Origin of the sequence: Sphingorhabdus sp., from assembly GCF_046154385.1 — a bacterium.
In the GTDB taxonomy this organism is placed as follows: Bacteria; Pseudomonadota; Alphaproteobacteria; order Sphingomonadales; family Sphingomonadaceae; genus Sphingorhabdus_B.
Genome location: NZ_JBJXFW010000010.1, coordinates 40,429 through 54,475 on the forward strand (window position 1 = coordinate 40,429; position 14,047 = coordinate 54,475).

At 54.8% G+C, this 14,047-nt stretch carries 10 protein-coding genes and 1 pseudogene; 7 read left to right on the plus strand and 4 right to left on the minus strand.

Going from position 1 to position 14,047, the window contains the following annotated elements; genetic code table 11:
• The first annotated feature begins 141 nt into the window (after positions 1-141).
• Positions 142-2,526, plus strand: a complete 2,385-nt coding sequence (locus ACKVOS_RS02780; RefSeq protein WP_409210498.1) for a TonB-dependent receptor — start codon at positions 142-144, stop codon at positions 2,524-2,526.
• A gap of 84 nt (positions 2,527-2,610) precedes the next feature.
• On the opposite strand, the gene ACKVOS_RS02785 is transcribed toward ACKVOS_RS02780, so the two are convergent.
• Together ACKVOS_RS02785 and ACKVOS_RS02790 are read right to left on the minus strand one after the other, a co-directional pair.
• Positions 2,611-4,215 (minus strand): phytoene desaturase family protein, encoded by a 1,605-nt coding sequence (locus ACKVOS_RS02785; RefSeq protein WP_409210499.1) that lies wholly within the window; start codon positions 4,213-4,215, stop codon positions 2,611-2,613.
• Complete coding sequence (locus tag ACKVOS_RS02790) at positions 4,212-5,372, minus strand: aromatic ring-hydroxylating oxygenase subunit alpha (RefSeq protein WP_409210500.1); 1,161 nt, start codon at positions 5,370-5,372, stop codon at positions 4,212-4,214. Before ACKVOS_RS02790 ends, ACKVOS_RS02785 begins: the two co-directional genes overlap by 4 nt.
• A gap of 36 nt (positions 5,373-5,408) precedes the next feature.
• On the opposite strand from ACKVOS_RS02790, the gene ACKVOS_RS02795 reads away from it, so the two are divergent.
• The 5 genes from ACKVOS_RS02795 (at position 5,409) to ACKVOS_RS02815 (ending at position 10,822) form a co-directional block, all read left to right on the plus strand.
• The gene (locus ACKVOS_RS02795) at positions 5,409-6,008 is read left to right on the plus strand and encodes a TetR family transcriptional regulator C-terminal domain-containing protein (RefSeq protein ID WP_409210501.1); all 600 of its coding nucleotides are present in this window, start codon (positions 5,409-5,411) and stop codon (positions 6,006-6,008) included.
• Between the two features lie 27 nt (positions 6,009-6,035).
• Entirely contained in the window at positions 6,036-6,830 is a 795-nt protein-coding gene (locus tag ACKVOS_RS02800; RefSeq protein WP_158897655.1) for a tryptophan 2,3-dioxygenase, read from the plus strand.
• Positions 6,827-7,945, plus strand: a complete 1,119-nt coding sequence (locus ACKVOS_RS02805) for an aminotransferase class V-fold PLP-dependent enzyme (RefSeq protein ID WP_409210502.1) — start codon at positions 6,827-6,829, stop codon at positions 7,943-7,945. The genes ACKVOS_RS02800 and ACKVOS_RS02805 overlap by 4 nt, the downstream gene beginning before the upstream one ends.
• 18 nt (positions 7,946-7,963) lie before the next feature.
• The gene (locus ACKVOS_RS02810; RefSeq protein WP_409210503.1) at positions 7,964-9,589 is read left to right on the plus strand and encodes an alkaline phosphatase D family protein; all 1,626 of its coding nucleotides are present in this window, start codon (positions 7,964-7,966) and stop codon (positions 9,587-9,589) included.
• Positions 9,590-9,703: 114 nt separating this feature from the next.
• Complete coding sequence (locus ACKVOS_RS02815; protein WP_409210504.1) at positions 9,704-10,822, plus strand: acyl-CoA dehydrogenase family protein; 1,119 nt, start codon at positions 9,704-9,706, stop codon at positions 10,820-10,822.
• A 21-nt stretch (positions 10,823-10,843) separates the two neighbouring features.
• Here ACKVOS_RS02815 and ahpF read toward each other — a convergent pair whose 3' ends face one another.
• Together ahpF and ahpC are read right to left on the minus strand one after the other, a co-directional pair.
• A complete protein-coding gene (ahpF, locus tag ACKVOS_RS02820; RefSeq protein ID WP_409210505.1) occupies positions 10,844-12,394 on the minus strand; it encodes an alkyl hydroperoxide reductase subunit F in 1,551 nt (516 codons plus the stop codon).
• Between the two features lie 117 nt (positions 12,395-12,511).
• Positions 12,512-13,075 (minus strand): alkyl hydroperoxide reductase subunit C, encoded by a 564-nt coding sequence (gene ahpC, locus ACKVOS_RS02825; protein ID WP_409210506.1) that lies wholly within the window; start codon positions 13,073-13,075, stop codon positions 12,512-12,514.
• Positions 13,076-13,444: 369 nt separating this feature from the next.
• Here ahpC and ACKVOS_RS02830 point away from each other — a divergent pair.
• Positions 13,445-14,047 (plus strand): annotated as a pseudogene (locus ACKVOS_RS02830) (integrase); the annotation flags it as partial.

The window sequence follows — 14,047 nt, forward strand, 5'->3', positions numbered from 1 at the left end:
GAAACAATAGTTGCATCCTTGCAACAGGGCGAAGGCTAAATGATGCCGATTTGCGACATTAACCGAAAATATATTGCGCTGCGGCAGGGAATAGGAGTCTAATTGTTTCAGGGAAACTAGGGAGGTCGCAATATGCGCCATATGAACAGAACAACCAAAGTCCGCGCAGCCGCATCCATGCTGCTCGCATCGACTGCCTTGGGCTTTGCGATGCCCGCGGTAGCGCAAGATGCACCAGCAGATGAAGAGGCATTGCCGGGCGAAATCGTCGTTACCGCGACAAAGCGCGAAGAAAGTCTGCAAAAGGTGCCGTTGAGCATACAGGCACTTGGTGAAGAGACGCTTGACCAACAACAGGTCGCAAGCCTTGATGATTTTTCAAAGCTTTTGCCAAGCGTCAGTTTCCAGTCGTTCGGTCCCGGTCAATCGCAGATTTATTTCCGTGGCGTTTCCAGTGGTGGCGACGGTCTGCACATTGGGCCTGCACCTGCAACCGGCCTTTATCTTGACGAAATTCCGGTCACGACCATCGCAGGTTCGGTCGATCTTCATGTCTATGATATCGCCCGTATCGAGGCGCTGTCAGGTCCGCAGGGCACTCTTTTTGGCGCAAGCTCGCTTTCGGGCACGTTGCGCCTGATTACGAACAAACCATCTACCGCTGGATTTGAAGGCGGTGCCGACGTCCAGATCAACAAATATGGCAAGGGCGAATTTGGCGGCAGTCTTGAAGGATTTTTGAACTTCCCGCTGTCCGACAATGCCGCCTTGCGCGTCGTCGGATTTTACCGTCGTGAAGGCGGCTATATCGACAATATCGCGGGCAGCCGGACGTTTACGCTTGATGATACCGATCCAGCAACAAATTTGACCGTCACCAACGCGGCACTTGTGGAAGATGATTTCAACGATGCCGAAACCTTTGGTGGTCGCGCAGCGTTGAAGATTGATCTCGATGACAATTGGACGGTGACGCCAACGATCATCTACCAGAATCAGGAGACTTCCGGGCCATTCCTGTTCGATCCCCGCAAAGGAGACTTGAAAGTCACCGACTTTCAGGAAACCCGTTACAAGGATCGCTGGTTCCAGGCCGCGTTGACGGTTGAAGGCAAGATCGGCAATTGGGATATGGTCTATTCCGGTGGTTATTTCGAACGCAAGGTCAATAGTGCCGCAGATTATTCCTATTATTCGGTCGCTTATGACACTTACGGTTCGTACTACACAAACTTCCCCACCGGAACGGGCGGGTTTCTTGATCCGTCGCAATTTGTGTTTACCGCCGACAAGTACACCAAGCAGACACATGAATTGCGGTTTGTTTCGCCGTCGGAAAACCGGTTTCGTGTAACTGCAGGCGTGTTTTTCCAGCGTCAAACCGATGCGATTGCAGCCAATTACGACATTGCCGGATTAAGCGGGATCCCAACACCGCCCAACAGCAATTTGATACCCGTTGGTGCTGCATTCGGTGATACCGTGTTCCTGACCCGGATCGACCGCAAAGACCGCGATCTTGCCGCCTTTGCCGAAGCAACATATGACATAACGGAAGAAGTGAAGCTGACCGCCGGTATTCGCGGGTTTGAAGCCAAAAGTTCGCTATTTGGTTTCTCCGGCTTTAACCGCAATGCGTTGCAGGCAATCTGTTTGCCGACGACCGCAACCAACCGTCCGTGCGACAATGTCGACAAGAAATACAAAGAAACCGGTGAAACACATAAGGTCAATCTGAGCTGGCAAGTGACGCCGGAAAAGATGATCTATGCGACATATTCCACCGGTTTCCGTCCGGGCGGTAACAACCGTCGTCCGGGCATTCTTCCTTTCGATTCCGATACGCTTTCCAACTATGAAATTGGCTGGAAAACCAGTTGGCTGGACCGGAAACTCCGCCTGAATGGCGCGGTCTTCTATGAAGAATGGAAAGATTTGCAGTTCGGCCTTGTACCTGTTGGCAACAATGGCGTGACTAACACCTATAATGCCGGTGATGCCCGCATTTATGGCATTGAAGGCGACTTTGCGCTGTCACTGGGTGGCTTCACATTGTCAGGTTCGGGAACTTATATCGACGCGCAATTGACAACAGATTTCTGTCAGGTCGATGCGACGGGCAATATTGTCTGTGTTCCAGGCGTTACCCCGGCTGCGGCAAAGGGCACCCGTTTGCCGGTTCAGCCAAAGTTCAAGGGCAGCCTGACCGCCCGCTATGAATTTCCACTGGGCAGCAATGACGCCTTTGTCCAAGGTTCGATGAACCATCAAGGTGGAACCCGGACTTTTCTGACTGACGACGATTTCGCTGCTGTTGGCCCGACCGGTGCTTTTACCACTTTCGACTTTTCCGCAGGCACCAATTTTGGAAATTGGAGTGTTGAAGCCTTCATCCAGAATGCGTTCGACAAACGCGGCCAATTGAGCCTGAACACAGCTTGCTCAACAACCATTTGCGGCGCATTTTCAAGGGTCTATCCGGTCAAGCCGCAGATATTCGGATTGAAACTGGGCACAAAATTCTAATGAGTTAGTCACGACCACGGTTAATCGCCAAGGGTGACAGGGGGAGAAGCCGGGTCTTGTTAGACCCGGCTTTTTCATGTGCGGTTAGCCGAACAAACGACCCAGAAAGCTGCGGTCCGCCAATATTTCGGCGGCGCAATTATGACCCGGTGCGCCGGTCACGCCGCCGCCCGGATGTGCGCCAGCGCCGCACATATACAGGCCCTTCAATGGCCCGCGATACGCGCCATGGCCAAGGACAGGCCGCGCGCTCCACAATTGGTCGAGGCTCATATTACCGTGCATAATATCGCCGCCAGCAAGCCCGAATTTGCGTTCGAGTCCCTTTGGCGACAATATCTGCCGACCCAGAACCGATGCACGGAAACCGGGGGCATATTCCTCCACCGTATCGATAATCAGATCGGCTGCCTTGCCTTCTTCGGCATCCCAATCCCGCCCATCGGGCAGTTCGGGGGCAAATTGCTGGCAGAATAGCGACGCGACATGCTGGCCTGCCGGAGCAAGGCTGTCGTCGATTGTTGACGGTATCAGCATTTCCACGATCGGCTTTTGCGACCAGCCATCGCGCTTTGCGTCGAGGAAGGCGCGGTCCATATAGTCCAGTGTCGGGGCAATGATGATGCCGGACTGGTGATGTTCGCCGGGTTCCGGCAAGCAGGTGAATTTCGGCAATTCCGACAAGGCGACGTTCATGCGGAAAGTGCCGCTGCCTGCCTTGAAACCTTTGATGCGGCGCTTGAATTCGGGCTTCAGATCGCTGTCATCAAACATGCGTTCGTACAGAATCTTGGGTCCGACATTGGAAATGACGCGGTCGGCCATGACTTCTTCGCCGCTTTCGAGCCGCACGCCCGCAACTTTTTCGCCGTCGACCAGAACGCGTGCAACAGGTGCTTCCAGACTGATGTCCACGCCGAGTTCGCGGCATACCTTGGCCATGATCTGCGTGATGTTGCCCATCCCGCCGACGCTGTGGCCCCAGGCACCCTTGTTTCCGTTCACCTCGCCAAAGACGTGATGCAGCAGGACATAAGCGCTGCCGGGTGTATCGGGGCTGGCATAGTTGCCCACCACGGCATCGAAGCCGAACGCGGCCTTTACAGCTTCGCTTTCAAACCAGCTGTCGAGGAAGCTACGCGCCGATTTCGTAAACAGGTCGAGTACATCACGCTGCTGGCTGAGCGACAATTTAATCAGGCCACGCCCTTGGCGGGCGGCATCGATAAATGTCTTCAGGCCATCGCCAACATTTGGTGGGGATTTGAGTGCCAGATCGCGCAGGACATCAGCGACATTTTCCAGCATTTCATAATAATCGGGCAGAACCTGCGCATCATGTTTGGAAAACCGGGCAAATTCCGCCTGCGTGCGTTCGAGCCCGCCACCCAGCTTCAAATATCCACCATCTTCCTGTGGTAGAAAATTGCTAATTGGACGTTCGATGACGCGATAGCCATGATCGGCCAACCGCATATCGGAAATAACCTTGGGCTGAAGCAGGCTGACGGTGTAGCTTGCGACGGAGTTGCGGAAACCCGGATGAAATTCCTCGGTCACGGCAGCACCGCCAACGACGTCGCGGCGTTCGACAATCCGGACTTTCAGTCCGGCACGCGCAAGGTAGAAAGCGCACACAAGGCCGTTGTGGCCGGCACCGATAATCAGGGCATCATATTTTTTGGTCATTTTTGGCTCCAGCCCGGCGCGGGGCGATGTTCGAGACAGGCTTCAGGAATAAGGTGACGGACGCGGCGGCAGAAGCTTTTCAGGCAAACTTCCTTGTCCGACAAAGGGCCCATCGAAAAGCTGCGGCTTTCCATGCCCTGTTGAACACGCGTAATCAGTTCGGCGTCTTCGGCGTTAACCTGCCGGTTGATACGCCAGTTGAGGTACCGCGCCGCGCGCATTTCGCGGCGATCGTCGTCCAGAACATAGCTGATCTCGCGGATCAGGCAGCTGTCGGGGCCGGTCGGCAACCATTGCATGAAATCGACCTGATCAGGATAAATGTCGAAGGCGACCGACGGCCATAGCTTGAAATAGAGCCAGCGCTTCTGATTGGCGTCGGGCAGATAGGGGACGGGCGGCAAAAGGCTTTGATAGGCACGCTCCGACCAGTTGGATGACGTCCGGTCCACCAGATCCCCCCACATGCGGTCGACATGGGGCTCGGCTTCGACGCCATAGCTTTTGCCGAAAAGCCGGGTCAGTCCGGGATGCGCGACCGGGATGTGGAGACCATCGGAATAATTGTCGCCGACATTTTTCCAGTTCACCGCGCGTGGGCGCAAGGTAACGCGGCCCAAGGCCTTCAATTCTTCGAATTTATACGGCGCAACCTGATCTTCATAAGGGGCCATCATCTCGACCACCGATGGTCCGCCACTTTCCAACCGGACAAAAATGAAACCGCGCCAAAGTTCCATATCCACCGAAACCAGCCCGGCCTTGTCTTTATCGAGAGTAGGATAGGATGCGCTGTCAGGAACACCGGTCAGCCGGCCTTCAAGGTCATAGGTCCACGCATGATAGGGACATACAAGCTTTTTTGCACAACCACTCGATCCATCGACGAGCCGCGAACCGCGGTGACGGCAAACATTGGTAAAGGCGCGCAATATTTGGTCTGCGCCACGCACAACAATAATGCTCTCGCCAACATAGTCGAGGCTGTGCCAATCGCCTGCATTGGGAATGTCGCTGATATGGCAAACAACCTGCCATGCGGGGCGAAAGATGCGCTCAACTTCAAGTTTCGCAAATTCGGGATCGTTGTACGTCCATGCCGGAAGGCTCCAGCCTTCTAGTGCGTGTGTATGATCCTGAGCGGTTTGAACGGACATGTTGATTCCTTTGTTATACGAGTGTATAACAACAGCATGAGCGCGCGACAAGTCTTTACCCGCGAGAGCGCCGATATCCGCAAGGAAGCGATGATTGCGGCCTGTGCCCATTGTCTTGCGACATTCGGTGCGCAGGGCACATCGGTACGCGCCATCTGTGTTGAGGCAGGCGTGTCACCGGGTTTGCTGCGTCATTATTTCGACGGTATCGATGCGCTGGTCGCGGCAACCTACCGGGCAACAGGAGCGAGGGTTGCCAAGGCGCTGCATGAGGCGGTCGCAGCGGTGCCCGCCGATAATCCGCGCGGCCGGCTTCTCGCATTTGTAACCGCGAGTTTTCGCGAGCCCATTGCTGATCCCGAGTTGCTCGCCACATGGATTGCCTTTTGGAGCCTTTCGCGAACAGATCCCGTGATCGGGCAAATCCATGGCGAGATATACGCGGACAATAGACGCGATATGGAGCAGTTGATCGCAGCCTGTCCCGGCGCGCCCAATGATCCGCGCCTGATGGCGGTTGCGTTAACGGCTATGGTCGATGGACTCTGGCTGGAACTCAGTCTGGGCAACGCGCCCTTCAGTGTCGATGAGGCAGAGGCGCTTGCGGAAAAGTGGTTGGATAGTTTGCTGGCATAGTTTCAAATGCAACGTTAATGTTGCGGCATGAGCGATGCCCCCATGACCTATGCGCGCTATCTCGCGCTCGACGAATTGCTATCCTGCCAGCATCCCCAGTCGGAACTGGACGATGAGATGCTATTCATTATCATCCACCAGACCAAGGAGCTCTGGTTGAAACAGATGATCCGCGAACTGCAACTCGCGCAGTCGCAAATTCGCAGCGATGCGCTTATTCCAGCTTACAAGGCGTTAGCAAGAGTGAGCCGTATTCAAGCAGTTATGACACTGAGTTGGGATGTTTTGTCGACTATGACGCCGTCCGACTACACGCGTTTCCGGCATGTTCTGGGGCCAAGCTCCGGTTTTCAATCTGACCAGTTTCGTACCGTCGAATTCATGCTGGGCCTGAAAGACAGCGCGCATTTGAAGTTTCAGGAGGATCGTCCCGAAGCGCGCGCGGCGATGATGACGGCGCTGACAGAGCCAAGCATTTGGGATGATACCATCATCGCTCTGGCGCGTGCCGGTATTGATGTTCCCTTGGGGCAATTGTCGCGTGATTGGGCGCAGCCACATGTGTTTTCGCCCGAAGTCGAAGCCGGATTTCTGCAAGTTTATCGCGATACCGAACGCTATTGGGAGCTCTATCAGTTGGCGGAGAAGCTGGTTGATCTGGACGATGCCATGGCGACGTGGCGGCACAAGCATGTGATAACGGTGGAGCGTATCATCGGTGGAAAGCGCGGTACGGGGGGAACCGCCGGTGTCAGCTATTTAAGCAGCACTCTCAGCAAGCGCGCCTTTCCCGAATTGTGGTCGCTGCGGACCCAGTTGTGAGTTTCAAGCATCTCTTCAGCCGATCGCTGACCGCTGCGCCCGATCGCCTGCACTTTGCCGCACATAGCCATCATTTGTGGCCGGATGCGAGCCATGATGGGCAGATGGCGGCATGGGCGGACGCCGCCCATATGGCGGATCATAAATGGGGCATCATCATGGGCAGCCTCTGGTCAGCGGCGCAGGGTCATGTTGCTTCGGAACTGGCCTTGCCCGATCCATCGACGATCAGCTTTTCTCCGAACACGCATGATTTCCTGGTGCGCATTATTTCCGCCATGGACCGTCCAACGTTGCGCATATTGTCGACCGATGGCGAGTTTCACAGTTTCCGGCGGCAAATGGCGCGCTGGGTGGAAAGCGGGAAAATCGTCTGGAGACAGGTGCAGCCGGATGCTTTGGCGGCCGAAGCGGGCCGAAACGAATATGATCTGATTTTTGCGAGTCATGTGCTGTTCAATTCGGGCCGGGTTGTCGACATTGCGCCGTTGGCTGCGCTGGCAAAGCCCGAGGGGCCGTGGGTTGTTGTAGACGGCTATCACGGCTTCATGGCTATCCCCACTAATCTGACCGATGTTGCCGACAGGATATTCTATCTGTCGGGTGGGTATAAATATGCCATGGCGGGCGAAGGGGTTTGCTTCCTGCACGCGCCACCCGGATTTGCGCCGAGGCCGGAGATAACGGGCTGGTATGCGGAGTTTGATGACCTTGCCCTATCGCCCGGAAGCGTCGGTTACGCGCCCGATGGCCGACGGTTTCTTGGGAGTACATTTGATCCTTCCGGACTTTACCGGTTTTGCGCCGTTCGCAATATGCTGGAAATTGAAGGCCTGACAACGGAAGTTATTTCAGCTTATGTCACACGTCTGCAACAGCAATTTCTTAGCAATTTGAATGTGTCGCATATGCAAATTGTCAATCCGCTTGGCGATAAACCCCATGCCCGGTTTTTGGCGCTAAAGGGCCCGCGGGCGTCACAGATTCATGCGGCTTTGGCGGGGCATCACGTTGTGACCGACGTCAGAGGAGACGTTCTGCGATTCGGGTTCGGTATCTATCAAGATGAAAAAGACGTTGACCGATTGCACGACATATTGAAGTTAATAGACTGAAAATAGAAGGAAACAGGAATGTCATTCATCATAAATCGTCGCGCTTTGTTGGCAACTGCGGGTTTCGGCATAGGCGGACTGATGCTTCCTGGCGGTGCTTTAATGGCACAGGCGTTGCTCGGGCTAACCGGATTTACACATAATGTTGCAAGCGGTGAACCATCCGCAGATTCTGTGTTGCTATGGACCCGCTATGTGAACCCCACCGGCGGCCCTTCCAAGGTTCGTGTCGAAATTTCGGAAAGTCAGGATTTTGTGAAAATTGCCGGCGGAGGCCAAATGGTCACGGGGCCGTGGCGTGACCATACGGTCAAGATTACGGTGGATAATCTGGCGCCGGGCAAATGGCATTGGTTCCGCTTCATCGCGCCCGATGGTACGATTTCGCCCGTTGGCCGGACAAAGACGCTTCCGGTTGGAAAAACCGCAAAATTTAACATCGCTATATTTTCCTGCTCGAACCTCGGCTTTGGTGAATTTAACGCTTATGGCCATGCGGCGGCGCGCGATGATATTGATCTGGTACTGCACATGGGCGACTATATTTACGAATATGGTCGCGGCGGATATGACGGCGGCGCAAAATTTGCCGCGCGCATTTTCCCATCCGATGAAATTTTGACGCTGGCCGATTACCGGTTGCGCTATGCCAGCTATCGCGCCGACAAACAGTTGCAGGCTTTGCACGCGAATTTCCCCATGGTCCCGAGCACGGACGATCATGAAGGCACCAATGACATGTGGGAAGGCGGCGCACAAAATCACCAAGCGGACGAGGGCGATTGGACCAACCGCAAAAACGCCGCGATGCAAGTTTGGCGCGAATGGCTGCCGGTCGGTGAAACACCCTGGAAAGAATATCCGATAGGCGATTTAGCGACCTATTACCGCACCGACACGCGTGCAGTCGGTCGTTCACGACCTTATGAAGCAAGCGATTATATGCGCGCGGCCGACCCTGCAAAAGCGTTGTCAGAATTTCGCCAAACCGATTGGCTCGATCCGTCAATGACGATGATGGGCACAGAGCAGGAAAGCTGGCTGTACAAGGCAATCGGCCGTAATCAGGGCCTTTGGGCGGTTGTCGGATCGGGCACAAATATGGGGTATAATTACACCCCGGAAGACGCTTTGAACTGGTTCCCCGCAAATGCGCCTGACCGCACAAAGAATTTTGTACGGCAGGGCATTGCGACGGCAAAAGCCGGGCTGCCTTATAATCTGGACAATTGGGGCGGCTATCCTGCGGCCCGGTCTCGGCTTTTGGCGGCGGTGCAGCGCAATGATGCCAATCTGGTCGTTGTCACGGGCGATAGTCACAATGCCTGGGCCTATGATCTTCCCGAAGGTGGCAAGCCGGCTGGTGTCGAATTTGGCGGGCACAGCGTGTCCTCCCCCGGTTTTGAAAGTGCGACGCAAGGCACTGATCCCGCCGTCATCGCACGCGGACTGGTTGAAGGCAGCAAGCAGGAGCTGCGCTGGGTCGATACCTCCAATCGTGGCTATATGCATTTGTCACTCACGCAACAGGCTGCGACGAATGAGTGGGTGTTTATGCAGTCGGTCAAAGATGTTTCCATGGAGACAAAAACCAGCCATCGCATGAAAGTGCGGCCGGGTCGCAAGGTTCTGGAATCTGCGTAAGGGCGATAAAATCTGCTCACAAACACCGGCCGTATTTAACCGTGCGATTAAACACGCTTGATTTCTTGTGCTCCATCGCGTCATAGAGGAATAAATACCAGACGGGAGAGTGCGATGCAGATGGCGGGACTTGGCTATAGCGAGGAGCAGATAGAGCTGCTTGATGTTGCGACAAGCTTTTGCCGCGACAAGTCCCCTATCGACAAGGTTCGCAAGCTGATGGAAAGCGACACGGGCTTCGATGCCGACATTTGGGCTGAAATGGCCGCGCTCGGCTGGACGGCAATTGCGATCCCCGAGGTGCATGGCGGGGTTGGCCTGTCTTTGGCAGAAGTTGTTCCGGTCGTGGAGCAAATGGGCCGTCATTTGATGGCCTCGCCATTTGTTGCATCAACACTCGCGTCGCAAACTCTGATTGCCGGGGGAACAGAAACCCAGCAATCACATTGGCTTCCCAAGCTTGCCGAAGGTGCAATCGGAACATTGGCGTTGTTTGAAGCGCATGGAGATTGGGACCTTGGCAATATCACAGCCGCAGCAAAATCCGATGGCGACTCTTTGCTATTGTCGGGTGAAAAGCTGTTTGTGCAGTGGGGCGGAAATGCCGAATTGGTCATCGCTTCTGTGATGCTGGATGGCAAAGCTGCTCTCATTCTGCTCGACGCGGCGCAGGTTGCGGGCCGATTGCGCCGCGAAGCGATTATTGACGAGACCAAACGCAGCTTTGCCTTAATGCTCGATGGACTTTCAATACCCAAATCCGCCGCGCTTGATATCGGCAAGGCCATGCAAATATTGGCGCACATCGAACAGGCGGCGACTTTGTTGCAGAGCGCCGAAATGTGTGGCGGGTCGCAAAGCGTGATCGACTATACCGTCAGCTATCTGCAAACGCGAAAGCAGTTCGGGAAAATAATCGGTGAATATCAGGCATTGAAGCATCCGACGGTCGACGCTTATGTAGATTATGAAAAAGCGCGGTCGCATTTGTACAGCGCTGCCAGCAGCTTCAGCGATCAGGGATTGGGCGAAGTTGCCGTTCGAATGGCAAAGGCTGCTGCGGACGGCGTGTATAGCTTTGCGGCAGACCGCGCGATCCAATTTCACGGCGGCTTTGGCTTTACCCATGATTGTGACGCCGGGCTGCATCGCCGCGCCGCAATTTTCCATGCGTCCCAATTTGGCGACGCCGCATGGCAGCGCGCCAAACTGAGTCACTTGTTACTTGGGTAGTTTGCCTGTTCGACCCTGACGTCAGGACCGAATGAGATAGTCAAAGGCTGACAAGGCGGCCTTTGTGCCTTCGCCCATTGCAATGATGATCTGCTTGTACGGTACGGTGGTCACGTCCCCCGCCGCGAATATTCCGGGCACATTGGTTGCACCGTGCGAGTCTATTTCAATCTCGCCGCGCGCCGATAGCGCCAACGGGCCTTTCAGCCATTCGGTGTTGGGGACCAAACCAATCTGTACGAATATCCCTTGCAGATCAATTTGATGCACTGCGTCTGTTGTCCTGTCCTTATACAACAAACCCGTCACTTTTTCGCCGTCGCCCAGTACTTCGGTCGTAAGCGCCGAGGTGATGATGTCCACATTGGGCAAACTGCGTAATTTGGCCTGTAAAACAGCATCGGCACGCAGTTGCCCGTCATATTCGATCAACGTGACGTGTGCGACAATGCCGGCAAGGTCGATGGCTGCTTCAACGCCGGAATTGCCGCCGCCGATAACCGCCGTGCGCTTGCCCTTATACAATGGCCCATCGCAATGGGGGCAGTATGCAACACCTTTATTGCGATAGGCATCTTCACCCGGCGCACCCATTTGACGCCAACGTGCGCCAGTGGACAAGATGATTGTTTTCGCCTTCAAACGCGCGCCGTTCACAAGCTTTATCTCATGCAATTCGCCTGCCTTTCCCGGGATAAGTTCATCCGCCAATTGCAGGTTCATGATATCGACTTCATAATCGCGGACATGCTGTTCCAATTGCGACGCGAGCTTGGGGCCTTCGGTATGCGAAACCGAAATGAAGTTTTCGATGCCCATTGTATCAAGAACCTGGCCGCCGAAGCGTTCGGCCACGACGCCTGTGCGGATACCCTTGCGGGCCGCATAAATTGCCGCCGCCGCGCCGGCAGGGCCGCCGCCGACAACCAAAACGTCAAATGGTGCTTTGCCTGCAATTTTTTCGGCAGCGCGTGCCACAGTTCCGCTGTCCAATTTGGACATGATTTGCGCGAGGTCCATTCGCCCTTGGCCAAATGGCTCACCATTCAGGTAAACCGCGGGAACCGCCATGACTTTGCGGGTTTCCACTTCTTCGCGGAACAAAGCGCCATCGATGGCAACATGGCTGACATTTGGGTTAAGCGCCGCCATGATGTTGATCGCCTGAATCACATCCGGGCAATTTTGGCAGGTGAGCGAATAGAAAGTCTCGAAATAATATTCACCCTCCAGCGCCCGCACGGCATCGAGAAGCTCGGCCTCTTCCTTGGGCGGATGGCCGCCCATGTGGAGCAATGCGAGCAGGAGCGACGTGAATTCATGCCCCAAGGGCAGGCCGGCAAAGTGAGTTTCGGCTGTCCCGTCGGCCCGGCGTATTGCAAAGGATGGAACGCGGTCTGCCTGACCATCGAAGCGGGCGCTCAACAGATCTGATTGCGCCACGACTTCTTCGACCAGCGACCGCATCTCGGCTGCCTTCGCGCTGTCGTCCAGCGTCGCGACCAACTCAACGGGCGTCCGCAAATTGGCCAAATAGGTTTTTAGCTGAGCTGTTGTTGAGGAATCTAGCATGAGGATGTCTTTTCAAAACGAGCGAAATGGAGCCGCAAATGAGCGACGGGACGGATTGCGATAAGGGGAAGGCAGGGCCGCGCCACCGGAAAGCGGCGCGGCACCTGTCGGACTTGGTTAGATCTTGCCTACAAGGTCGATCGAAGGAGCCAGGGTTTCGCTACCTTCTTCCCACTTGGCAGGGCAAACCTGACCGGGATGCTCACGCACATAGATGGCGGCCTTGATCTTGCGAACCAGTTCAACCGCGTTTCGGCCAACGCCTTCGCAGGTGATTTCGGTAACCTGGATAACGCCGTCTGGATCAACAACAAATGTCGCGCGGTCGGCAAGGCCCTGGCCTTCACGCAGGACGCCGAAATTGTTGCTGATGACGTGATTCTGGTCACCCAGCATATGATAGTTGATCTTGCCGATTGCCGGCGAGCTGTCGTGCCATGCCTTGTGGCTGAAATGCGTATCGGTGGACACGGCGTAAACCTCTACGCCCATCGCTTGCAAATCAGCATATTGGTCGGCCAGATCTTCAAGCTCGGTCGGGCACACAAATGTGAAATCGGCAGGATAGAAGAAAAATACGGCCCACTTACCAGTCACATCCGTGTCGGAAACTTCAACGAACTTCCCGGCTTTGTAAGACTGTGTCGTAAACGGCTTAAGTGTTGAACCAATGATACCCATATTCTGTCCTTTCGATTTTGAAGCGTAATTCGATGCATGCTTAAGAGCGGATTGTGACAGAATCGTCCAGCAACTGTTTTTGCAATCAGTAATCGTTTTAATCGATTAAAGTGCAGGCAAGTAATGCATTTGACCAATATGTAAGAGAGCCAGACATGAGGGGCGCGTTTCAACAGCCGAAAAATGGCGCACCCAAGAGGATTCGAACCTCTGGCCTCTGCCTTCGGAGGGCAGGGTATACGGACAATGGGAAGCAACTGAATACACTTAACAGCATGAAAATTAGTGAAATATATATCTTCTTGTGTCTAGTGATATCCATATATATTCCATACTCATTCCATACAGTAGTTTGAGAGGAAACGGATAATGGCGTTGGACCTGAGCAAGGTCGGCAACCGGGAAAGGTTAAAAGTGCAGCGCGAGCCACATTGGCAGAGGCTCCGTGCCGGTTGCTTCTTGGGATTCCGACCGTCCAAGCGTGGAGGTAAGGGAACTTGGATTGCTCGTATCTACGATGACGACGCCAGTAGGTATCACGTAAAATCGCTGGGCGACTTCGGAACACTTCTCGGGAACGAGATGTTCGCTGCGGCGAAGCGAGAGACTGAAAAGTTGGCTGAACTGTTAGAAACTGGAGGTGTACTCCGCGCCAAGGTCGAAACAGTGGCTGATGCTTGTCGCGACTACGCCAGTGACCGGCCAGAGGCAGAGCAACGATTTCAACGATACGTTTATGACGATGCCATCGCGAAAGTGAGACTGGATAAACTGCGGCGACGCCACGTAAAAGAATGGCGGGAGCGGTTAGAAGTGCAACCCGTCCTTGTGAGCCGTCGCAATAGCGAAGACCCAGTCAAGCGTGCGCGGGCACACTCTACGGTTAATCGTGATATGGCAGCGCTGCGAGCAGCTTTGGCCAAAGTACTATCGCACGGTGCACCGAGTAGTGAGGCAGCTTGGCAAGAAGCA